Source organism: Nostoc sp. DedQUE04 (assembly GCF_034530995.1).
Lineage (GTDB): Bacteria > Cyanobacteriota > Cyanobacteriia > Cyanobacteriales > Nostocaceae > Nostoc.
The window spans coordinates 1-23,979 of sequence record NZ_JAVRCA010000056.1 but is presented as its reverse complement, the minus strand read 5'-3'; the positions used below and the strand labels follow the sequence as shown (position 1 = coordinate 23,979).

20 protein-coding genes and 1 tRNA gene are annotated in these 23,979 nt (G+C 40.5%); 11 read left to right on the top strand and 10 right to left on the bottom strand.

The genetic code is table 11. The features are described from left to right. The 6 genes from RM049_RS29205 to RM049_RS29180 form a co-directional block, all read left to right on the top strand. Nucleotides 1-809: class I SAM-dependent methyltransferase (locus tag RM049_RS29205; protein ID WP_322706666.1), on the top strand; the 809-nt coding region annotated here is incomplete at its 5' end. A gap of 26 nt (nucleotides 810-835) precedes the next feature. After that, nucleotides 836-4,573, top strand: coding sequence for a glycosyltransferase (locus tag RM049_RS29200; RefSeq protein WP_322706665.1), 3,738 nt, complete (start codon nucleotides 836-838; stop codon nucleotides 4,571-4,573). A gap of 43 nt (nucleotides 4,574-4,616) precedes the next feature. Further along, a complete protein-coding gene (locus RM049_RS29195) occupies nucleotides 4,617-5,582 on the top strand; it encodes a GDP-mannose 4,6-dehydratase (protein WP_322706664.1) in 966 nt (321 codons plus the stop codon). A 174-nt stretch (nucleotides 5,583-5,756) separates the two neighbouring features. After that, on the top strand, nucleotides 5,757-7,055 hold the full coding sequence (locus RM049_RS29190) for a glycosyltransferase family 1 protein (RefSeq protein ID WP_322706663.1): 1,299 nt from the start codon (nucleotides 5,757-5,759) through the stop codon (nucleotides 7,053-7,055). 292 nt (nucleotides 7,056-7,347) lie between these two features. Further along, entirely contained in the window at nucleotides 7,348-8,346 is a 999-nt protein-coding gene (locus RM049_RS29185; RefSeq protein ID WP_322683875.1) for a hypothetical protein, read from the top strand. Nucleotides 8,347-8,448: 102 nt separating this feature from the next. Further along, nucleotides 8,449-9,543, top strand: coding sequence for a glycosyltransferase family 1 protein (locus RM049_RS29180; RefSeq protein ID WP_322706662.1), 1,095 nt, complete (start codon nucleotides 8,449-8,451; stop codon nucleotides 9,541-9,543). A gap of 10 nt (nucleotides 9,544-9,553) precedes the next feature. Here RM049_RS29180 and RM049_RS29175 read toward each other — a convergent pair whose 3' ends face one another. Continuing rightward, the gene (locus RM049_RS29175; RefSeq protein ID WP_322706661.1) at nucleotides 9,554-10,354 is read right to left on the bottom strand and encodes a sulfotransferase domain-containing protein; all 801 of its coding nucleotides are present in this window, start codon (nucleotides 10,352-10,354) and stop codon (nucleotides 9,554-9,556) included. A gap of 152 nt (nucleotides 10,355-10,506) precedes the next feature. Here RM049_RS29175 and RM049_RS29170 point away from each other — a divergent pair, with 152 nt between their 5' ends. The 3 genes from RM049_RS29170 (at nucleotide 10,507) to rfbD (ending at nucleotide 13,311) form a co-directional block, all read left to right on the top strand. Then, a complete protein-coding gene (locus RM049_RS29170) occupies nucleotides 10,507-11,583 on the top strand; it encodes a glucose-1-phosphate thymidylyltransferase (RefSeq protein WP_322669873.1) in 1,077 nt (358 codons plus the stop codon). Between the two features lie 113 nt (nucleotides 11,584-11,696). Then, nucleotides 11,697-12,242, top strand: a complete 546-nt coding sequence (gene rfbC / locus RM049_RS29165) for a dTDP-4-dehydrorhamnose 3,5-epimerase (RefSeq protein ID WP_322706660.1) — start codon at nucleotides 11,697-11,699, stop codon at nucleotides 12,240-12,242. A gap of 178 nt (nucleotides 12,243-12,420) precedes the next feature. Next, nucleotides 12,421-13,311, top strand: a complete 891-nt coding sequence (gene rfbD / locus RM049_RS29160; RefSeq protein ID WP_322706659.1) for a dTDP-4-dehydrorhamnose reductase — start codon at nucleotides 12,421-12,423, stop codon at nucleotides 13,309-13,311. Between the two features lie 153 nt (nucleotides 13,312-13,464). On the opposite strand, the gene RM049_RS29155 is transcribed toward rfbD, so the two are convergent. Beyond that, nucleotides 13,465-14,205: a 2-phosphosulfolactate phosphatase family protein gene (locus tag RM049_RS29155; RefSeq protein WP_322698988.1), complete on the bottom strand. Its 741-nt coding sequence runs from the start codon at nucleotides 14,203-14,205 to the stop codon at nucleotides 13,465-13,467. Between the two features lie 537 nt (nucleotides 14,206-14,742). On the opposite strand from RM049_RS29155, the gene RM049_RS29150 reads away from it, so the two are divergent. Then, nucleotides 14,743-15,162, top strand: a complete 420-nt coding sequence (locus RM049_RS29150) for a BlaI/MecI/CopY family transcriptional regulator (RefSeq protein ID WP_292721488.1) — start codon at nucleotides 14,743-14,745, stop codon at nucleotides 15,160-15,162. Beyond that, nucleotides 15,162-16,001 (top strand): M56 family metallopeptidase, encoded by an 840-nt coding sequence (locus RM049_RS29145; RefSeq protein WP_322706683.1) that lies wholly within the window; start codon nucleotides 15,162-15,164, stop codon nucleotides 15,999-16,001. The genes RM049_RS29150 and RM049_RS29145 overlap by 1 nt, the downstream gene beginning before the upstream one ends. Nucleotides 16,002-16,116: 115 nt before the next feature. On the opposite strand, the gene RM049_RS29140 is transcribed toward RM049_RS29145, so the two are convergent. From RM049_RS29140 to RM049_RS29105, 8 genes are all read right to left on the bottom strand, one after another. Next, entirely contained in the window at nucleotides 16,117-16,419 is a 303-nt protein-coding gene (locus RM049_RS29140) for a hypothetical protein (protein ID WP_322706658.1), read from the bottom strand. 164 nt (nucleotides 16,420-16,583) lie between these two features. Beyond that, complete coding sequence (locus RM049_RS29135) at nucleotides 16,584-18,968, bottom strand: ATP-binding protein (RefSeq protein ID WP_322706657.1); 2,385 nt, start codon at nucleotides 18,966-18,968, stop codon at nucleotides 16,584-16,586. 2 nt (nucleotides 18,969-18,970) lie between these two features. Beyond that, the gene (locus tag RM049_RS29130; protein WP_322706656.1) at nucleotides 18,971-20,047 is read right to left on the bottom strand and encodes an AAA family ATPase; all 1,077 of its coding nucleotides are present in this window, start codon (nucleotides 20,045-20,047) and stop codon (nucleotides 18,971-18,973) included. Nucleotides 20,048-20,257: 210 nt separating this feature from the next. Next, nucleotides 20,258-21,388: an aminotransferase class V-fold PLP-dependent enzyme gene (locus tag RM049_RS29125; protein WP_322706655.1), complete on the bottom strand. Its 1,131-nt coding sequence runs from the start codon at nucleotides 21,386-21,388 to the stop codon at nucleotides 20,258-20,260. 75 nt (nucleotides 21,389-21,463) lie between these two features. Beyond that, nucleotides 21,464-21,535 (bottom strand) — tRNA-Asn (locus RM049_RS29120). 148 nt (nucleotides 21,536-21,683) lie between these two features. Beyond that, nucleotides 21,684-22,232: an NYN domain-containing protein gene (locus RM049_RS29115; RefSeq protein WP_322669865.1), complete on the bottom strand. Its 549-nt coding sequence runs from the start codon at nucleotides 22,230-22,232 to the stop codon at nucleotides 21,684-21,686. 241 nt (nucleotides 22,233-22,473) lie between these two features. Beyond that, complete coding sequence (locus tag RM049_RS29110; protein WP_094352150.1) at nucleotides 22,474-23,151, bottom strand: ABC transporter ATP-binding protein; 678 nt, start codon at nucleotides 23,149-23,151, stop codon at nucleotides 22,474-22,476. A gap of 13 nt (nucleotides 23,152-23,164) precedes the next feature. After that, entirely contained in the window at nucleotides 23,165-23,437 is a 273-nt protein-coding gene (locus RM049_RS29105; RefSeq protein WP_012410874.1) for a hypothetical protein, read from the bottom strand. Between the last annotated feature and the right edge of the window lie 542 nt (nucleotides 23,438-23,979).

Below are 23,979 nucleotides of genomic sequence, written 5' to 3'. Positions count from 1 at the left end.
TTTCTCAACTTGAGCAGAAAATAGAACAGCTTTCTCAACTTGAGCAGAAAATAGAGCAAATTTCTACTGAATTACAAGCTGACAACAGTGTAACGAACCAAGCCTCTTCTAATGAAGAATCTAAAATTGCTAGTGGTTTATGGTTTAATGAACCAATAATTGTAGGCTATCGCGAAAATGGCGAAGCTTACTGGGCAGGAACTAATGAGAGAATATTCGAGAAGACCTTTGTTTTACAATCTCTTGCCCGTTTGTATGAATCAAGCAGTATAACAGTCTTGGATGTAGGGGCTGCTGAAAGTCTCCTTTCCTATGAGTTAGCGAGTTTTAATTATTCAGTTACAGCGATAGACATTCGCCCCATAGCATTATTTCATCCCAACTTAAAGTTTGTTAAAACTGATATCTGTAACCCTGTATTACCGTCAGCTAGCTTTGATTGTGTGGTTGCTTTATCAACTTTGGAACACATTGGTTTAGGATGGTATGGAGATAAAAAAGAGGAAAATTACGATTTTAAAGCTGTCCAACAGATTAGTTTACTTTTAAAACCAGAAGGTAGTTTTATCCTTACAGTTCCTTATGGGAAAAAAGCTTTAACACCAGTACATCGAATATATAACCAAGAATCACTACAAAAACTAATTCAGGATTTCAGGGTAGTTCAAATATCCTATGGAGTACGTAAGGATGATTTTACTTGGCTTATCACTGAAAATGAATTAGAAGCATCTGAAAAAGAACATAATCCAGATAATTACCTTCCTGGCGCAGTAGCTATGTTGGTATGTAAAAAAAACTTTGTATAAAAAATTAAATCTCAAATTTACGCAGCATGAAAATAGCCATTGATCTTCAAGCTCTGCAAACAAATAACTCTAGAAATAGAGGTATTGGCCGTTATACACAATCTGTAATAGAAGCTCTATTTAAACAGCAAAATACTTTCAGTTACCAATTATATACGAATAATAATCTACCAGTCCCAGAACTGGATGATAATTACTTTAAGTATAATTCTGTAAATTACCCTTACATTGGTAGTTGCGACATCAATGAACTACTATTAAAAACTGTTTTAATGGCAACAGATGTTGATATAATATTTCTACCTAGCCCGATGGAAGGTTTAGACTCCACAATACCTGATTATAGCGATTTTTCTAAAAAAGTTTTTGTCATTTGCTATGATTTAATACCTCTCATCTTTTCTGATAGATACTTAAGCGAGTCCAATATGCGCTCACTTTACATGAAGCGCTTAAAAAATATACAAAATGCTGATTTTATATTTGCAATCTCGGAAGCTACCCGCCAAGATGTAATTAAATTTCTCGATATACCTCCTGAAAGAGTTTTAAACGTTTCGGGTGGTGTTTCTGCTTTTTTCACTCCCATTCCTGCTCATGAACACCAAGCTTGGCTTGAAACTTTTGCAAGTAAGTTTGGTATTTACAAAAAATTTCTTCTTTATACGGGAGGCGAAGATTGGCGAAAGAACATTGAAGGGTTAGTCACTGCTTTTTCTGCCTTACCCAAAAATTTGCAAGAATGTTACCAATTAGTAATTGCCTGCAAAGTTTCTGAGCATTTTAGTAAAGAAATAACTAGCTTCGCGTCAAAATTAGGAATTAATAAATCTATAATATTAACAAATTATGTTACAGATGAAGAATTAAGAGCTTTATACTCAACCTGCTCTCTATTCGTTTTTCCTTCTTTTTATGAAGGCTTTGGTTTACCGCTATTGGAAGCTATTTCATGTGGCGCACCATCGATTGCAAGTAATACCTCATCTTTACCAGAAATTTTAGGTTCTGATGAATTACTATTCGATCCATACTCACCTTCTGATATGGCTGCCATCATGCAAAAAGTTCTATCTGATGAGAACCTTAGAACAAAAATCTCAGAAGATGCACTTCAGCAATCAGCAAAATTTTCTTGGCAATCTGTTGCTCAAAATATACTTGATGTGTTTCAAAAGCATCAGCTAATAAATAAAGTATCTATTTCAGTTAATCAAAAACCACAAATTGCTTTTTTTAGCCCATTACCACCAGCTAAATCTGGTATAGCAGATTATAGTTGGGACTTGTTACCATCATTGGGAAAACATATTAACCTTGATTTCTACCATGACGATAGTTATTTGCCCGAGGTTAATATTAGTAATAACTTATTTTCTCATAGTAAATTTGAAGAGAAATTAAAGTCTCAATTTTATGAAAGTATTATTTACCAGATAGGGAATAGTAGTTACCATTCTTATATGTACTCCCAATTAATGAGATATCCTGGAATATCCGTGTTACATGACTATTACTTGGGAGGGCTAATTAATTATATGGAAGCTCGTTGTCCAGAACTTGGGATTAAATTTTCTCAAGAACTAGAACACTGTTATGGAAAAGATAAAGCATTACAAATTTTAAACCTTTTAAAAACAAAAGATTTAGATATTAATGAGAAATTATCAGAAGTAGGTCTTTATGTAAATAGAAGAATTTTTACGCGTTCTCTAGGAGTTATATTACACAGCAAATGGGCTTATAATTCTGCTATTAAAGAATTTAGTAATGATAATAGCCATATTGTTCATATACCTCAGATAGTGCCAAAGTATATTGTTAAGGAAAAATCACTAATAGATCAATGTAAAGAGTTGGATCTTCCAAACGATCAACTTATAATATCAACCTTTGGATTTATCAATAAAACTAAACGTCCCCTAGAAATTATTTATGCATTTAAGAAGTATCTTGTAACTCAACCTAATGCTTACTTAGTATTTGTGGGTGGTACTGATTACCTTGGTACAATTAATATAGAAAATGAAATTAAAAAACTAAGTTTACAAGATCGAGTAAAAGTTACTGGCTATGTCAATATGCCGGATTTTTACCGTTACATAGAAGTATCAGATATATGCCTCAACTTAAGATTTCCTTTTAACGGAGAAAGCTCTGCATCACTTTTGCGAATTTTGTCTGTTGGTAAGCCTACTATTGTTACAGATATCGGTTCCTTCTCTGATTTTCCCAATGATGTGGTGTTCAAAATACCCCATCCTGGACAAAGTGATGAAGTAGAAGAAATATTGAAATCTCTCATTTTACTAACTCAAAACTCAGACTACAGAAAATCCCTGAGCGAAAATGCATATAATTATATTGCTAAGGAACATTGTCCAGATAAGTGTGCCAATTTATATGCAGAGCTTATCCAGCAAATACTTTCTTCACCTCAAGCAAAAAGTAAAGAACTTGCTGACTATGTAGGACGTGAATTAGCAAAAGTTATACCTAATGCATCTAAAAAAGTACTTACTACTTTTGCTAGAGCTATTGATAATTCCTATCAGGAAGAACAGCAAGTCGTTGAAAATTTTGATTTAAACAATTTTGATTTAAACAATACTGCAATACTCATACAGCCTCCTTTAGGAAAAAAACTCAACTTTAATGATTTTTTACACGAATGTCGTTCTATTTGCCTTGCAAAAATACCAGAATCTAAGGAAATATTAAGTATTGGATGTGCTGGAAATTGGTACTTTGAGTGGTTCGATAAATTTTATCCTTACTATATTGAAAATCATACTGGTATAGATTTAAATTCAAAGCCATTAGATTTACCAAATAATGTAACTTGGATTCAACATGATGGAGACGATCTAAAGTTAATAGAGTCACAAAGTTTTGACTTAGTATTTGCTGGTCAATTTATTGAACATATATCTTGGGAATCACAGGTAAGTTTCCTGTTAGAAGTCAATAGAGTACTTAAACCAAATGGCATTTTTGTACTTGATAGTCCCAATTATACTGTTACTAATAGATATGGATGGAAACAGCCAGAACATATACATGAACTGACTTTTAAACAAGTATGTGAGCTGTTGCCAATCTCAGGTTTTAAAATTCAAGATTCATTCGGTTTAATTCCAAAAGACTTGTTAGGAATGCCGCCTAATTTATTTGGCAGATATATTGAACCTTGTTTAGACATAAATTTCCATCAAGAAGAGATTGAAAAGGCAATTAATGAAGATCCGCAAAATTGCTTTGTTTGGTGGCTAACATCTCAAAAAATTCAAGAAATTGATCTTGCCGATAAAACTCTAATGAAGCGAATGCAGGAGTTTTATCTGGAAAACCAAAAAATTAAAAATGAGGTAATTTTTCATGGCATTGGTTCAATAATCGAAATCAAGCAAGAGTATTTTGTGAATGTAAATCCTGATGATGGACAAGGATTTGCAATCTTTGGCCCTTACGATTCTTATTGCAAAGGTAAATATTTAGTTGAATTTGAAATCTTTGCCCCTGACGAAGATAATGAAATATCTAGAAGGAATCTAGATTTAGTTGTAGCGATCGCAGATATTTCTACTAATTCTGGTGCGCTAGTTTTAGCCAAAAAAGAACTTACTTTAAGAGATATTTTCAAGAAAGAGAAAACAAAACTAAAGTTTACTATAAATACAACATCTGTACTAGAGTTTCGAGTTTTATCGTTAGGACTATATCCAGTTTTAGTTGGTATTAAACCAAAAGTAACAATGCTATAATTCAGTATTTCCAGAGAAGAAATATATTGTAAAAAAAGTGAGCATGACAACAAAAAAAGCCCTAATCACCGGGTTAACCGGACAGGATGGTTCATATCTTGCCGAACTACTCGTAGCAAAAGGCTACCAAGTCTTTGGTCTAGTCCGCCGTTCTAGCACCAGTAATCTAGAGCGCATCACCCACCTTTCTGACAATATTCAAATAGTATCTGGCGACCTCCTCGATCAATCATCCCTCATGGATGTAGTGAGCGAATGTCAACCTGACGAAATTTATAATCTCGCCTCTCAAAGTTACGTTCCCCTCTCTTGGACACAACCTGCTCTCACTGCTGAATATACAGCCCTCGGTGTTTCCCGCCTCTTAGAATCCATTCGTCGCTGCAAACCTGATGCCAGATTCTATCAAGCATCCAGTAGTGAAGTTTTTGGTCAACCCGACGAATCGCCTCAAACCGAACGCACTGCCTTTCGTCCCCGGAATCCTTATGGAGTTGCTAAAGCTTATGCTCATTGGATGACTGTCAACTATCGGCAGAAATACAACCTTTACACCTGTTGTGGTATTACTTATACTCACGAATCACCTCGACGTGGGACAGAATTTGTATTTCGCAAAATCACGCACGCAGTTGCCCAAATTAAATTAGGTTTGGCAAATGAATTAAAATTAGGCAACCTAGACGCCCGTCGTGATTGGTGCTACGCCAAAGATGCTGTCTACGCTATGTGGCTGATGTTACAGCAGGAACAACCCGATGACTACCTCATTGCCAGTGGTGAAACCTATTCTGTTAAAGAACTTGTTGAGTGTGCTTTTGACTGTGTTGGGCTTAATTGGCAAGATTATGTCTCGATTGACCCCGCTTTTTATCGCGCTGATGAATCAGTGCAGTTAGTTGGTTGCATTGATAAAATTAAAAATGGAATAGGTTGGCAGCCTCAATACTCTTTTAGTCAATTGGTCGAGTTAATGGTTGATTATGACCTTAAGAAATTAAGCAGTTAGCTTTTTAGTTTCTTAATCATAAATAACCATTCACTTGAAACTAGAAAAAAAGTAAAATAGCTTACCTAAGGATGTAACTACTAAGTTTTTTAGTTATGGCTTTTCTTAGGTAAGTTTTTTAAGTAAAAAATTTATTAAAAATTTGTATGAAAATAGTTTCAAATAGGTTTTAGGATGAAGATATTTATAGATTGTACTCACACTGCAAAACATACATATAAAAATACTGGAATCCATCGAGTAGTTCGAGAACTAACTTCTGAATTATTGCAAATAAGCTCAAACCGCACAGATATAGAAATAGTAGCGGTTATGTTTGATGGTAGTTTTATGCGGAGAGTGACTAATCTTAATCAACAGCAAAATGACCATTCGAGCGAGGTTAACAAATATCTCGCCATAACTAAAATAAATATAAAACTTCAAGCTCTACTTTTGAAGCTGAAAAATAAATTTATAAATTTATTTTATAGATTAAATTTAACTGATTGGTTTGATTCAAATTCAGCAAACAAAAAAGTTTTCCTTGAATTTGAAGATTCTATAATCCAGTCAGGAGATATATATGTAATAGCTGATGCCAATTGGGATTTACCTAAAACTTACTACCGATTTTTACAACTTTTAAAAACTTATAAAGTTACTATTGTAGTTATATGCTATGACCTCATTCCCATAAAATTTCCAGAATTTTCTTCTCAGAGATTTACTAAAGCTTTTACAAAATTCTACAGTGATTATTCGATTTTATTCGATAAGGTATTATGTATTTCTAAAAAGAGTGCTGAAGATTATAGTAATGCGATAAATAAAGGGATATTAGCTAATAATAGTTCACAAACTCTTCAAAGCTTTCGCTTGGGTAGTAATTATTATAAACAGGATTTATTACTAAGTGAAGAAAATAATAAGCCTAATGTAAAATTGCAGAAGTTACTTAATAAAAAATATATTTTAGTAGTTGGAAGTTTAGTGCCTCATAAAAATATTAAAACAATTATTGCAGCCTTTGATTTATTAATAAATTCTAGTTATGATGATGTATTTTTAATTTTTGCCGGTAATAAAGGTTGGGACTCAGAAACTGATAACTTGATAGAATCTAATAAAATGTATGGCAAGCTCATACAAATACTAGGTTCAGTGAGCGATGCTCAACTAGATTTTCTCTATCAAAACTGTTACTGTTTAGTTCAAGCCTCCTTTTATGAAGGGTTTGGATTACCTGTGGTAGAAGCACTACAACACTGTAAACCTGTGATTGCTAGCAATGGTGGATCTTTGCCTGAAGTAGGAGGCGATTTTTGTAGATATTTCTCTCCTACTCAACCAACAGAACTGTATGAAGCTTTAAAAGAACTACTTGATTCAGATATTTACTACAGTAATTTGGTAGAGCGCATAAAAAATGAGTATATACCATTCTCATGGCAACAATCTGCTGAAGAGTTTCTCTCTTGTTTGTATAATTAAATTCAGTTTGAATAAAAGCTTAAAATTTATTCGTTAATCTATCTTTTTTGTCTAAAAAACCCACAAGTAGAACAACTTACGCTATTAACTTCACAGTCAATTTTTGAGTATGAATGCTATAAAATTTTATCAAAATTAACACCATAACAAGGTTTGCAAAAGAGAGATATTCTCCTATATATTTGTTAAATAAATTACTATCAACTTATTTATTACTAGTAACAATTCTGCTAATAAACCAACATTAAGCAATTAAGCTTGACATAATAAACTAAAAAGCGAGTTGAAAATTATGCTAGATACAATACTGCAAATCGTAAAACCTATATTGAATCTATTAAGATCATTGAAAAAAAAGTATAGCCTTCCTTCTTCGACAACAGATGCTATAAGCTTGAACATTAAAACTTTGGGATATGAATATGCTCGTAGTTTGCGCGAACAGTTGATAATACCTAGTAATTTATCTCCACAAAAAATCAACTTACAATCCAAAGCTTGTCAACAAAATGATATTGAATCAGATTGGTTTTTTTACTGGTGTCAAGAGATGAAAATTCCGGTAGCATACCATCGAAAATTGTGGGAATTTTGCTATATTTTACAGGCATTATATGAATACGATTTACTTACTCCTGGACGTAAAGGTTTAGGTTTTGGTTGTGGTGAAGAACCTCTGCCAAGTATTCTGGCTGCTTATGATATTGCGATTACGGCTACAGATTTACATCCAACAGCATCAGCTGCACAAGGTTGGATAGAAACTAAACAAAATATGTCTTCTTTAGAAAAGATATTCCGTCCTGAATTATGTACAAAAGAACTATTTACTAAAAATGTGAGTCTAAAGTATGTCGATATGAATGCTATTCCTGCTTACTTAGAAGGTAAATATGATTTCTGTTGGTCTGCTTGTGCATTAGAACATCTAGGTAGCATTAAAAATGGACTTCTGTTTATCGAAAATTCTCTAAAGACTCTAGTTCCTGGAGGAATAAGTATACAGACGACAGAGTTTAATTATTTAGAAGAAGAAACAACTATTGACAACTATGGAACAGTACTTTTTAGAAAAAAAGATTTTGAACAAATTGCTAAAAAACTAACTGTGGCAGGCCATCAAGTAGCACCCCTCGATTTCAATATTGGTTCTCGTGTGTTAGATAAATTTATTGATATTCCTCCATACTATAATCAAATACATGAGCTACGACAAGAAGCACATTTAAAATTTTTATTTGAGCGTTTCGCTTCTACATCCTTTGGTATGATCATCAGAAAAGCTGTGTAAAAAGTTACAGATATTAAGTTACTATAGTATTCTCTAATTTTTAATAATTCATGTAAAAATTGTTATTTTACAATCATTATAGGCAAATGAAAAAAATACTAAATGAATATAGTAGATAATATTTCCTCTAATCAATTAATTATTAACTTATCTATTCTGTTGTCTAAACCAACCGGTATAGGCAACTATGCTCAAAACCTTTTTCCTTATTTAAAATCTTTCCAACCTACTCTGTTAGTAGCCCAAAAATATCCTGATTTTGATTGCTATCTAATCCCGCCAAACTTAACCCCAGACCACGGCACAAAAGGTCATTTTAACCGCTTGCTTTGGACACAATTTCAACTACCACAAATATATAAAAACCTTAAATCAAGTCTTTTATTCTCCCCGCTACCAGAAGCACCTCTTTATAGTAGTTGTCGTTTTGTTGTCACATCTTTTGATATGATCCCGTTACGTTTTGCCAAAGGCTTCTCACCACTCACAGCCTATCACCGCTACTACACTCCCCAAGTTTTTAAGCAAGCACAACACATTATTTGCATCTCCCAGACTACGGCTAAAGATATCACCGATTTTTACGAAATTCCCGCCAGCAAAATTACTGCGATTCCTTTAGCGCACGATCGCACTCACTTCCTTCCTCTCAACCTTCCTACCCGCAACTACTTTCTCTATATTGGCCGCCAAGATCCTTACAAAAACATCCAGCGACTCATCAGTGCTTTTGCGGCGTTACCTAATTGCAAAGACTATGAACTATGGTTAGTAGGGCCAATTGATTCGCGTTACACCCCGATTTTAAAAGTGCAAGTTGCAGAATTGGGTGTAACTAATCAGGTAAAGTTCCTTGACTATGTTCCTTACAGCGAATTGCCAAAAATCATCAATCAAGCGATCGCTCTCGTTTTCCCCAGTCTTTGGGAGGGTTTTGGTTTACCTGTCCTCGAAGCAATGGCTTGTGGTACTCCCGTCATTACCTCCAATCTCTCCTCTTTACCAGAAGTGGCTGGCGATGCGGCGATTCTAGTCAATCCCTACAACACCGGAGAAATTACAGAAGCAATGCAGGCGATCGCAACTAATTCGGAGTTGCGATCGCGTCTACGTACCCTTGGCCTCAACCGCGCCAGTCAGTTCAGCTGGGCAAAAACAGGACTTGCTACCGCCGAAGTTCTCAAGCAGTACCTATAATGGCTGATTTCTAAAAAATAGAGAGACTGCGAGGTAAGCTTTCTTTAACTGCAATAGCATTCCAGTTAGCGATCGCCTGCTCTTGAGTTAGAGTCAGGTTAGCATTACACACATACTCAAGTTTAGCTAACACGTTTTGATGGGCAAGAGCAATCTCTTGAGCAACAGGTGCTATAAGCAGCTTTTTCCAGAGAGCATACTTTCCTTGCCAAAAGTGATTGTTTGTACTCATGGTGCGGAGGCGATCGATGGAATGCAACGAAACCACATCTAATATAGGCTTCACTGGGGTCAGCCCCAGTTGTTCGTTAAACTGGGCAAGTTCCTTGACTGCATCATTCACCAGATTTTCGTAACGAACTTTTAATGTGTCTTCTCGCCTCCACCATTCCGGGCTAATCGAGAGAAGTGCTGCTGCTCTACTCCCAGTCGCATAGTTGATAAACTCTGGGCTAAGTGGTGTTTTCTCAAGGATGGAAATCTCGGTTCCCCCTTCACCTTTTAACCAGCTGGCAGTATCCGGTTCGTAGTTGGCAAAATGCAGAATAGAAATCAATACATCCAAGGGATGGCGGGCAAGAACTACCACACGAAATCCTTGCTGGGCGAGCAATGAAACTAAATCATCACTTCTGTGCCAATGAATCTGAAGCACTAATCTTGCTGGTAGCAAGTGCCAGGAAATGTCATCTGGATGATGCACCGCCAGTTCAGCCATTTCATAAATGGCTGCCAGCATTTTTCGTAGCCAGGTGTTGCCCGATCGGGGATTGCTGATTATCGCCAGACGCAAGGCGTCTAAACTGCTCAAATTCTGTTAATCCTTTCAACTAAATTAGGATACATCTAAACTAACATCATACTGACACCATAATGTAAATTCAATGATTTGGGATTTTGTCAAGATTTCAGATTATCTTGACTAATGACTTGTAATTAATCCTAAATCCTGATGAAAGCAGTATGAAAGCACTAATTCTTTCTGGCGGTAAAGGCACACGCTTACGTCCCCTCACCTACAGCGGGGCAAAACAACTTGTACCAGTTGCTAACAAACCTGTTTTATGGTATGGCATTGAAGAAATGGTCGCGGCTGGTATTACTGATATTGGCATCATTATCAGTCCAGAAACCGGGGCAGAAGTCCAAGGGAAAACTGGAAATGGAGAATCCTTTGGAGCGAACATCACCTACATCGTACAAGATCAACCACTTGGACTTGCTCACGCCGTCCAAATTGCTCGTCCCTTTTTAGGAGATTCTCCCTTTGTCATGTACTTGGGCGATAACCTGATTCAACTAGGTGAGTTACGTTACTTTCTGCAACAATTTAGCCAACAACAGCCAGATGCTTTGATTTTATTACGTTCAGTTGCTAACCCTAGCGCTTTTGGTGTGGCTCAGGTTGATGAAACTGGACGGGTATTACAATTAATTGAAAAACCCAAAGTCCCTCCTTCAAATCTGGCATTAGTAGGGGTTTATTTCTTTTCTCACCTCATTTATGATGCGATCGCAAATATTCAACCTTCGACTAGAGGCGAGTTGGAAATCACTGATGCTATTCAATACCTCATTAATCAGCAAAAGCAGGTTGTAGCCCACAATCTCCAAGGCTGGTGGTTAGATACTGGTAAAAAAGATGATTTATTAGAAGCTAATAGATTAATTCTCGATACCTATCTGACAGCATCAGTTGTGGGCGAAATCGATGCCCAAAGTCAGATTATTGGACGAGTCAAAATCGGGGTAAAATCTAAAGTAATTAACTGCACAATTCGGGGGCCAGTAGTCATTGGTAGCAATTGTCATTTAGAAAACTGCTTTATTGGCCCTTATAGTAGCATCGCTAACAATGTCACACTCATTGATACTGATTTAGAACACAGCGTGATTTTAGAAGGTGCTAAAATTGCCGGAATTCATCAGCGCATTATTGATAGTGTGATTGGACAAAGGGCACAATTGAATCTTGCACCCCGTCGCCCTAAAGCCTTGCGATTTATGATTGGCGATGACTGTCAAATTGAACTAACGTGATTTACTTATTCAAAACAAAAAAACCACAGTCAAATCTTAATTATAATACCTGTAAAATACAAGTATTAAATTACTCTCAAAATTAAAACTGTGGCATATTACTTGTAATATTAATGAGCATTGTACATACCAAAATTCCCGAAGTTATCCAACTCGAACCCCAAGTATTTGGAGACGATCGCGGTTTCTTTTTTGAAGCTTACAACCACCAAAGATTTACTCAACAGATAGGGATTGTTACAAACTTCGTCCAAGATAACCACTCTTGCTCTAAACAAAACGTCCTCCGGGGATTGCACTATCAAATCCAACAACCCCAAGGTAAACTCATTCGGGCGATTGTTGGTAGTATCTTTGACGTAGCCGTAGATATTAGAAAAAGTTCGCCTACCTTCGGTAAGTGGGTAGGTTATGAACTCAGTGCTAAAAACAAACGCCTACTGTGGATACCACCAGGTTTTGCTCACGGCTTTCTTGCACTTTCAGAACTAGCCGAAGTTCTCTACAAAACTACAGATTATTATGTGCCCCAAAGCGATCGCACAATTCTATGGAACGATCCAGATTTAGGGATAGATTGGCCTCTGAGTGGGCCACCGATTTTATCAGCTAAAGACCAAGCTGGTAAATCTTTCAGAACTGCTGAAGTATTTGATTAAGTGGTCATTTGTCATTGGTCATTGGTCATTGGATTTTGTCAGATACCCAGCCTCTTGCTATACCCTAAGCTTACTTTTATAGTGTGCAGAAAAACTTTGTTTTTCATCGAACTAATTCAAACCACGTTAAAGAGTGAGCGTGGCTTCTCTTGGACAAATGACAAATGACAAATGACAAATGACAAAATCAATTTTGCTGATTGGTAGCAACGGTCAAGTGGGTAAGGAACTACAACAAATACTCTCATCTTATGGGGATATTATCTCAGTAGCACGCCCAATAGTAGACCTTACCCAACCCGATACCCTCCGCAACGTTATTAGATCAAAGCAGCCGCAAATCATCATTAATGCCGCCGCTTATACTGCTGTAGATAAAGCCGAAAGCGAACCTGAACTTGCGATCGCTATTAATGCGACTGCACCCCTAATTATTGCCCAAGAAAGCCAAAAATTAGGAGCTTTTCTAATTCATATTTCAACTGATTACGTTTTTGATGGCAATGGCTGTAGCCCTTATCAAGAAACCGATACAACTAATCCCTTGAGTGTCTATGGTAAAACCAAACTCGCCGGAGAAGAAGCTATTCAAGAAACTTGCGCCCATCATCTCATTCTCCGCACAGCTTGGGTTTATGGAACCTTTGGCAAAAGTAACTTTGTCAAAACCATGCTGCGACTAGGTGCAGAACGCCAAGAACTCCGTGTTGTCGCCGATCAAATTGGTAGTCCGACTTGGGCGCAAGATATAGCCACAGTTATAGCCCAGACAATTCCCCTGTTAACCCCAGAAATTAGCGGCACTTATCACTACACTAATAGCGGCGTTGCTAGCTGGTATGATTTTGCCGTCGCTATTTTTGAAGAAGCACAACAACTAGGCTTCCCTTTGAAAATTGAACGTATTGTCCCGATTACAACCGCCGAATATCCCACACCAGCCCGTCGCCCTGCTTATTCCGTACTTGCTTGTGGAAAAATTTCCGCAATTCTAGGGACTTATCCTTCCCATTGGCAACAAAGACTTCGGCAAATGCTTAAGGATTTGAAAATTGGGCATGGGGCATAGGGCATGGGGCATTGGGCATTGAGAACAGACAAGGTAGACAAGCAAGAGAGGGAAGACAAGGGAGAGACTTGTTCAATAATAATTCCCCCTTGTCCCTCTTACCTCCCCTGCTCCCCTGCTCCTCTGCTCCCCTGCTCCCCTGCTCCCCATTCCCTATTTCTTTTGACTTTTTAATACTCCCGTTTCATGTTGTATGGGCAAGACATCTAAAATATCAGTTTGGGAACAATATTTTAAATCTTCGTGACAGTCAAGACGCAGCAATCGTTGGCCGTGACTCGCTTGGTGAAGTAATCCTAATAAGTTATTTTGCCATTGAGAGTAAAGAGCGATCGCACTAATTACTTCATCGTTACCAGCGAGTTCTTCAGGTAACAAGTTGCTTTGTTGCAAAATACTATGAGCGATCGCACCCGCACAAACTGTATCCTCTAAAGAAAAACTACCTTCCCAACCGGAACCGACAATCCACACTGTCTCTGGTTGCTTATCTAAAAGAAATTGCACCACCGCCGCCCGGTTAATCAAGGCTGCTGCTAAGACGTTTGGGGAATCTTGTACTCGTTGTAAAGCACGAGTGCCATTTGTAGTGCTGATAAATAAACGCCGCCCTTCTACTAGTTCTGGTGTGCAGTCGAGGGGAGAGTTACCCAACTCAAAACCAGCTACTTTCGCACCGCCGCGTTCTCCAGCCCGCAAACGTTTTTCAGGGGGCCATTTTTCGCTAACTTCAATTAACCGATCTAAATCGCTGAATACTTGTACAGCTTCGCCTCCAGATGCCAAGACAGTCGCAATTGTGCTAGTAGCTCGCAAGACATCGACTGCGATCGCACATTCTGGCGCTTTATCCGTTGGAGTCAATTCAGGAGTGTGGTATACGAATAACTTCACGGGCTGGATACACCTGTTTTAATACTACTGCCGAAAATAACATTCTACCTAGTTGGTGTCACTAACTATAGTGACAATTGCTCCAGGAAAATTTTTTATCATCAAAATACAAAATGTATCTCATTCAATACATAGATGGGGGCAGGGGAGACAAGGGGACAAGGGGACAAGGGGGCAGGGGAGCAGGGGAGACAAGGGGACAAGGGGACAAGGGGGCAGGGGAGCAGGGGAGCAGAGGAGAAGTTGAAGAAAGTTTTTCCCCTCTGCCCCTCTGCCTCTTATGCCTCTTATGCCCAATGCCCGATGCCCAATTTTCAATCCCTAATAAATACTCAAAAAGCGCATTTTATGCTTTTAGACTTTCAGACTTGCTGCACTATCTTGTAATCTAAAACAAGAACAGACCTTCTAAATGGGGAAAAAGTTACAGTTATAAGGCTACAACCCAAAGGGACAAATATTTACTCATTCCCTACTCCCCAGTACAGACGCAATTAATCGCGTCTCTCCCACTCCCCACTCCCCATTGAAATTGCTATGGCACCTTTACCCGACTACCGCCCTAAACAGCTATCTTTAGGCCCGTTGGAAGCAGAAATTTTAAATATTATCTGGGAACTTGGTTCAGCCACAGTCAAGGATGTACACGATCGCATCCTCGCCGATCCCAACCGCGAATTAGCGTATACTTCTGTCACCACCGTCTTACGTCGCCTCACTGATAAAGGTTGGCTGGCCTGCGACAAAAAGGAGCGGGCATTCTATTGGCGGCCAATGCTGAGTAAGCAACAATCAGAAGTGATCAAAGCTCACGAGCAGTTACAGCGATTTCTGGCAGTGGGGAACCCCGATGTTGTTGCTGCCTTTGCTGATAGCTTAGATGAAGCAGCTAGCGAACAAATAGCAGCGATCGCTAAACGTATTCAATCTGCACGCCAAGCCAGGGAGGAACAATGATGCATCTGATAATGATTTTGAATGCTTTGGCAGTTGCCTGGTGGTTAAGATCCTCTTGGAATCAACGTCAAGGCAATTGGAGTCGGCGGTGGCAGCGATCGCTATTTTTGTTTCTCTTTCCGCCCTTGCTAATTTTTATGACTGCGATCGCTGTGCTGTTCATGGGGCCTCAAGGACAAATGGGCGGGATGTATACAGGCTCAATTAGCTATTTACTAGCATTAATTTATTTGGCATTTTTTGCCATTTCATGCATTAAACTTGCCTTCCAGGGTTGGCAGTCTGTAGAATCTGCCCGTAACTGTCCTTTAGTGAATGTTGGCGATAGACGAGCCAGACTGCTGCAAACGGGGGCGCTGTTCGCCGGTCAAATCGGTTTTTGGCAACCAGAATTAGTGGTTAGCCAAGGATTAGTGCAAACTCTCTCACCTGCTCATTTAGAAAGCGTCTTAGCCCATGAGCAAGGGCATCACCATTACAGGGATACGTTCTGGTTTTTCTGGCTGGGTTGGGTGCGTTCTTGCACAGCATGGTTGCCAAATACAGAGCCTTTGTGGGAAGAATTGTTAGCTTTGCGCGAACTCCGTGCCGATGGTTATGCAGCATTGCAAGTAGACCCTCTAGTGCTAGCAGAATCACTTTTATTAGTGGTTAGTAGCGGCCCCGTTTTATCAGAAATTTGCTGTGCTGCATTAGGTTCCTCTGGTGCAGATCGTTTAGAACAAAGAGTAGAAGCTTTATTAGCACCACCAGAACCAGCCCCAGAAGCTCAATTACAATCTTGGCATGGCTTTCTGTTGGCGTTCCTGCCTCTACTGACTGTGATATTTCATAGTTAATTTGAATTTATAGCAGGGAACAGGCAATGGGCAATAGGCAATAGGCAATAGGCTTGCAAGTGTCTTGATGTCGGCGTTTTACGATCGGTTTATGTTCTAAACTATATTTCAACTGCTATAAAAAGCTACTACAGCCCAAAGCTGCAACGATAGCGACATTTGTCGTGTCTGTAGCAACTTCTGCCTTCCCTGTAGTAACTTCCGCTTTGACGTTTCCGTGTTTCGCGCAAGCTGTAGCAACTTCTGCTTTAACGTTTCCGTGTTTTGCGCAAGCTGTAGCAACTTCTGCTTTGACGTTTCCGTGTTTCGCGCAAGCTGTAGCAACTTCTGCTTTGACATTTCCGTGTTTCGTGCAAGCTGTAGCAACTTCTGCTTTGACGTTTTCGTGTTTCGCACAGGCTGTAGTAACTTGCATCATGACTGTAGCGACATTTGCATGGAATACAGACCTAACCCCCAGCCCCTTCCCTTCTAGCGTTGGGGAGTAAGATTCAAAGCCTCTCTCCTTTTAGGAGAGAGGTTTGGAGAGAGGTCAAAAATGTACTGCTGCACCCAAGCGAGAACCACTATAGGACTGTTATATTACTCTTCTTCTAGCAACTGTTCTATATACTTTTGCACCAAAGGCACTTGAAAAGCATTGCCTTCTGGAGTCAAGATTTCTTTTCGCGTTAGTTTGCGGATAACACCTTTGTCCTGCTGTGTGGGAGTTTCCCCGTAGATTATCCGGCGCAGGAAAGAGCGATCGCTATCTGCTAAACTCTTCCATAATTCCCGAAAATACTGATCTCCTCGCTCCAGCACAACAGGTATAACTTCTTGAACATCTTGTGCAGTAGCTTTTGCTGTATCTGCTTCTCGCCTGTTTCTTCTGATATCGCGGTTTAGCAACTCCACCACTTCATAACACACCAACTGAACGAGATAAGGTTGACAGCGAGTAAGTTGGATAATTTCATCTACAGCAGTTGGTTCATAGATATTGCTGAAGTTATCTACTGGCTGTCGAATCAAATCGCGGGCTTCTGACTCGTGCAGATAAGTCATTCGCAAAGCACGGGTGTTAATTAGATAGTCACTCCAGTAATCATCAAGTTCAGATAACTCCTGGGAACCGCTAAAAAGTAAAATCCACTTGCGTTGGTGTTGCAGCAAGTTACGGATAAAATTGAGCGGCGCACGGCTGCTTGTTGCTTCCACTACCTCACCCAGGCGTTCATATTCATCCAGACATAAGAGAAATCGCCTACCAGGATTGCCGCGTTCTATTTCTGTTAGCCAATTTTGCAGTGCTGGAAATGGATCTTCAGCCAGTCTATTGGCATCTGGCTTAGGAAAGTATATTTTGCGGGCAAGTTGCCGTGCAGCTTCAATAATTTGTTTAGCTAAATTTTCTGCCAATCCCTTAAGCGTCGTCGCTGATGCTGCACCCTGTAAATCTACCAGCAAAGGTATAATATCTGAGCCAATTCTATAAGGTAGATATTTCAGCGCTGAGGTTTTCCCTGTCCTCCGCCCACCATAGAGTAACAAAACTGGCGGTTGCTCAGAAAGCGTCAAAGATTCGATTTCCCGAAATATATCAATTCGCCCTTTAAAACGATTCTTTGCTGTTTCCGGGTCTAGCGAGTTACCAGCAATATAAACTTGTCGAATTTCTTTTGATTGCTGTGCCTGTTCCTTTAAAGTGCGCTGCGCCGTTTCTAATATAGTTAGCCAGCTTTGTGCAGTGTTGCCAAAAGAGACAGCAACGCGAGCATCTTTTGTCAAAGCTAGACTTTGCCCCAGTTGGCGTAATGCGTTAATGGGAATATTCAGTAACTCATATTTACGATAAGGTGAAGTTGCTTCATCTGATGCCCGTACATCCTGGCTGATTTCCAAAAATTGGGGCAGTACAGCGCCAAGTTCCTTTGGTGGTGGTGAGGGAATCCATGCTAGTTGGTTGGCAATCTCCGCAATATCGCTCAACCTCTGACAACAATTGAGAATATCTACAGCAATACCAGATATTGCCTGTGCTGCAACTCTTTGCTGATTGGTGGATGTAATTAGATAATTAATAGTCTCACGGGCAGCCATTGGGTTCTTTCGATAAGCCTCTACAATCATCACATCCATGAAAGGCAGAGGCAAAATAATCAATTCATCAAAGCGTGGGGGCAGATATCGCAAACAATTTACCCGCTTCCCATTGCGAGACAACAAGAACAGGGTGAGTATCCATAGTAATTCTGGCAACCAGAAGTAAACCCGCAACACACCCAAAATCCATGCCACGCCTCCTGCCACGCTTCCCACCACGCCGAACGCCACGCCTCCCGCTACGCCGAACGCCACGCCTGGCATCACGTTTACCCCTATGCCTCGCACCACGCCTATCGCCACGCCGAACGCCACGCCGAACGCCACGCCTCCCGCCACGCCTATCGCCATGCCGAACGCCACGCCAAACGCTACGCCGAACGTCACCCCTATCGTCACGCCGAACGTCACGCCTATCGTCACGCCGAACGCCACGCCGAACGCTACGCCGAACACCACGTTTGATAAAAATTGATATGCCAAAAACATGCTAAGGACAGCAATAAGGAAAATAACTAGCCTATTTTTATTACCGCCACGGTCTACAACCCTTCCTATAAACCAGCCCGCCAAAAAAACACAGCTTATAAGCCAGTTAAATGATTCACCACTAACCAAAGCGTAAATTGGTGCCACCAGCAACACGGCAAACATTGGAACTACAGCAGTTAGCCACCAAACTTGCCTAGCATAGCGACGCAGGCGCGGGTTAGTACGAAACTCAGCCCGTTTATTAAAGGGGTTATCTCTCGGCTTCAATTCTGGATGGATATCGCGCAGCCAACGTTCAAAGGTAAATGGCTTGAAGTAAATCCAATACAGCAGGCGCACGCATTCAGCTACATAAGTCCAAAAGTTTGATGCTGGAGATGTGTTACTCATTGCTACTTTATCCCCAACTTGTCGCGCACAAAATCCCAAACTTCATTCCAGTGCAGCACACCCACCGAAACCAAAACGAGCAAAAGCAGAATTACCATCCCGATAATCCAGTTGCTCACATCATCAACAGTCCCACCAATAAACTTGGCTATTCTACCCAGGCGTACTGGTAAACCCCAAACTAACCAATGCAGCCATAATTGCCATCCTTGTCCCTTTGCTTTAGATTTAGGATCTGCAAGCTGTTGTTCAAACTGCTGTTTCGCCCACTTGATTGCCTTGCCTTGTTGACGTGCTTCCCACAAATAGTAACCAGCCAATTGCAACTTGTAAGGATGACGATCGCCCCATTGCTGGGCATAACTCTGTTCATCTACACTCAAAGCTGCACCATTACTCGACCGAGTTGGTAAGCGCGACAGTTCAATAGCCTCATCTGTAGTTAGTTCATTCAAAGAAATTGTGTGACCAATATTGAAAAAACTAGAGACAAACCGATGCTCGTTAGCATAAACATCCAGTTGTTTACGCGAAGCCACCACTAGCATCAAGGCGTTGCTATCCATTAGCGATCGCAAATTGTCATAAAATCCATTATCGAATTTATCGGGATGTTTCAAAAGGCTTTCAAAATCGTCCAAACAGAGAACGGGTAGCTTTCCTTGCTGTTTCCATTGCTTAACCGCATCTGAAAATGCTTGCCGATTAAGCGGTTTAGTCTTCCAACAATTTTGCAGACTGCGTTGTTGCCATCCCTGAACGTGACTCAGTAAAGCTTCAGCTACAGCCTCATAGAAACCCGTTTCAGTTTGGCAATCTACACCCTGTAACGGTAAGTAAACAACCACATAACGATTGGTGTTTTGTAATACTCGCTGCTCCCAAGTCCGAACGAAATAATGCAGCAACGAAGATTTACCAATGTGCTTCTCACCAACTATATTAATACTTATAGGCTGATCGCCCTTCATCCGAGATGCGATCGCATTTAGTTCATCCTTACGACCGACAAATAGCCTGGGATCTTCAATCATCCCCGCAGCCACAAAAGGATTAGAAGGCATAGCTCCAGAAGCCATGTAAAGCGTTATCCTAGTTTCAGCAATTTAAGTGCAATCACTTAAAAGAATAGCACTTAGTGCAAAACAGACCCTTGATGCGATCGTCACTTCCCTGAAACTATAGCAGTTCCTAGTCAGGTAAGGTACATCATAGCCCCCTCCTCGCTTGCAGGGAGGGGGTTGGGGGTGGGGTTCTTATAACTTACAAAGGCCGAGAAGCGCTATAGATTAACCTGAGAGCAACCCCTTTAAAACCTTTGCCAAATACTCATACTGCTCAAAAGTATTGTAAATCTGCGCCGAAATCCTTACCAACAGCCGAGGTTTTTCCTGCCACGGCATCACCTGCACTTGAATACCAAACTTATCAAACAACTCATCGTGTACAGACATAAAATCGCGGTTTTCCAAAGTCGCAGGCATTGGCACAACTGCCATTGAACCAATCATCTCCTCTGGACAAGGCGGCTGCACTTCCAGCGCTTCACAAAGTAGCCGTCTTCCCTGCAACACTAGCTGATGATTTTGCTGTCTTAATTCTATCCACCCACCAGGTAGCAAGGAACCCATAAAAGCGATCGCTTCTGGTACACACATATAAGCTGTAGGATCGTCTGTACCTGTCCAGTCAAATTCCAACTGAAAGCGGCTTTTATCAGTGCGTGGCGAATTTGTCCCGTGGCTAATTGTCAGAGGACGAATTTCTGAGTGTTTATCTCGTCGCACATACAAAAATGCTGCCCCCTTGGGCGCACACAGCCATTTATGACAATTCCCCGTGTAATAAGTTGCGTCAATCTCTCGCAAATCGAGAGAAATCATTCCAGGCGCATGTGCCCCATCGACCAATGTATCTACACCCCGTTGTTGCAACTCCTTCGCCAACTCTTGAATCGGGAAAATTAGCCCTGTCTGGCTGGTAACATGATCCAAAAGTGCTAATCGGGTTTTTGGTGAAACTCGCTCAATTACTGCTGCGATTACTTGCTGTGGCGAGTCAATAGGGAAAGGAACTTTTGCTACCACCATCCGCGCACCCGTGCGACTGGCAATAAAATCAAGTGCATTGCGGCAAGCATTATATTCGTGGTTAGTTGTAAGTATTTCGTCCTCTGGTGAAAACGTCAGCGACCTTAACACCGAATTAACGCCAGTCGTCGCATTGGGGACAAATACCAAATCCTGCACATCAGCACCTACAAAGGCCGCTAGCTTACTTCTGGCATCGTCTAGCAGAGGTTCCCATTCCCTAACAAAAAAGCGCAAAGGTTCATGTTCGAGTTGCGATCGCAAACGCTGTTGAAACTCCAGCACTTGTTTAGGACAAGCACCAAAAGACCCATGATTCAGAAACGTCACAGCCGAGTCAAGCGACTATAAAAAATCTCTGATGGATAATCTAGAATCCAAAATTTAAAATCCAAAATTGCTAAACTCCCCAGGCTGGATTCGAACCAGCGACCAATCGATTAACAGTCGATCGCTCTACCACTGAGCTACTGAGGAACGCTCACGATTTATAATCTTAGGACTAAAAATAGTATTTGGCAAGTACTTTCGCCAATATTTTTTTTTAGATAGTTAATTTATAGAAATTTTGCAGCCAAAATCTATTCAAGAATTTAAGCAGAGACTCTTAGATACTAAATATCTACTACAATCCCATTCGTAATTCAGCCAGACGCTGCCGCGCCTTAGCATCAATGCCATTAGCTAAAAACCGACTCTTAGATTGTTTGCGCGTATGATACTTCTGTCGCATCCGGCAGACAGTGGCTTCCACTTCCCCACAGAGTTGTTGTGCTGACAACCATTCAGCCCCATACCCTTGTATCATCAACTGCTGTGCCCGATCTGATGTAGCAACAATCACACGAGAAATCAAAGATTGGGCTATTTGGTGGCGAAAAGAAGCGCAGGATTTTTCAATATAAGTATCTGCGGTTTGCCCAAAATCAGTGTAATAAACAGATAAAAGCTCAGTAATAATTTCTTTATTACTAGAGGTGTTTTGATATTGGGCATCAAAAACTATCTGAGTTGTGTAACCTTGAAACGCACTATAACCAGTCATTGCTTCCACAAGTTCGCCCCGTGCGGCCTCTAATCCAACGCTATCACGCGTTTTTTTAAGGCAAGGCCAAGCGCCTATTATATTGTAGCCGTCCACTAACAAAACGGCTTGGAGTAAGGAACGGGGCATGGTTTTTAATCACAATTTTCTAGAGTTAACAAAATTCATTCATAAGTTTTATAATAATTGATGCATAGTCTGTAACACTATGTTACATAAAACAAAAAATACGGCAGCCTCACAAAACTCAAACTTCAGATAGACGCACCAACTTAAAACGCGCCTTTATTTAAAAGGCGCGTTACAGTTTTAGTTAGTATTATTCAGGAATGCGAAATGCAATGAATTTTACTTAGCACTCAGCACTTAATTAAGAGGCTTCGCTGTGTACCTCCATCAGACGTTGTTTGAGACGTTCGGCTTCACCACTATCTACCAGAGAGCCTTTTTCTAGCAAGAAAGCGCCGTCACAATAATTCAACTCATCTAATCGATGTGTCACCCATAGGGCTGTAATACCTCGACTTTTGACAAGGCGGCGGACACCAGCAACTAAATCCAGCTGGCTATCTGGATCTAGTAAGGCAGTGGGTTCATCTAATAATAAGACTTCACAGCGACGGGCGATCGCACCGGCGATCGCGACTCGCTGTTTTTGTCCCCCAGAGAGTGCATAAATAGGGCGTCGTTGCAATGTAAGCAAATTCACCGCTCCAAGCGCCTCCTCAACTCTTGCTCTGGTAGCAGCAGGCGGCAACTTTTCTTCCACCAATCCAAAAGCCACATCAGCACCAACAGTTGGCATCACCAGTTGATGATCTGGATTTTGGAAGACAAAGCCAACGGGTTGCAAAACCCGAATTTCGCCAGATTCAGGAGCTAATAACCCCGCCAGCAGTCTCAGTAAAGTAGATTTTCCGCTGCCATTTGTACCTAAGAGCATCCAAAACTCACCCTTGGGTACTTCTAAAGAGCAAGATTTGATAACTTTTTCTCCATTAGGCCAACTGAAATTTAAATCCTTGACCTCAATGCCCACTTGAGCCATTTGTCAACCTTGGTTACTCAGCAGCTACGGCAAAAAAGCCAGGTGGTCTGCCACCACCTGGGGTTGTACCATCTTTCTGAACAATCTGCACCCCAGAAATTTCACTAGCGCGGACAGCAATTTTTTTCTCTGTCTTGCCTTCGCATTTGAGTTCTACAATGTCAGGGTTCCCAGAACGGATTGCTGCCAAAATTAGCTGATAGACAGCCTCAGCATCCTCTGCTGACTTACGTTGTACTGAGATCGGGAAAGCAGTGTTTCTGATGCTTAAATCGATGGTAAACATTTAGCAATAATCAAATTTAACTGTGGACTCATTTTAGCGTCAGCTGAGTGATTCTAGGGAAATGAGGATTGGGTATGGGGCATTGGGTATAGGAAGAGGCAGAGGTGCAGAAGGGCGGAGGGGCTGAGGGGCACAGAGGAAAAATTTACTGCAACTTCTCCTCTGCTCCCCTGCTCCCCTGCTCCCCTGCTCCCCTGTTCCTCTGCCTCTCTGCCTCTCTGCCTCTCTGCTCCTGATTCCCTATCCCTACCCCCCATTTATCACCTCATCTGAATCAAAAAATAAATTTTATGAGAAAACCCCTAGAAAAATTAGCAATTTACACCTAATATAATTAAAGGTGTGTAAAAAATTGTAAACTTGGTTAACAACCTGGTTAACTTTCTGCTTATGGAAGGCCTTAATATCGCCATCTATAATACAGATACAACCTGTACTTATAAACATTTGGAGATTTGCTCTAATGACCATCGCAGTTGGACGTGCGCCCAGTAGAGGGTGGTTTGACGTTCTAGACGACTGGCTCAAGCGCGATCGCTTCG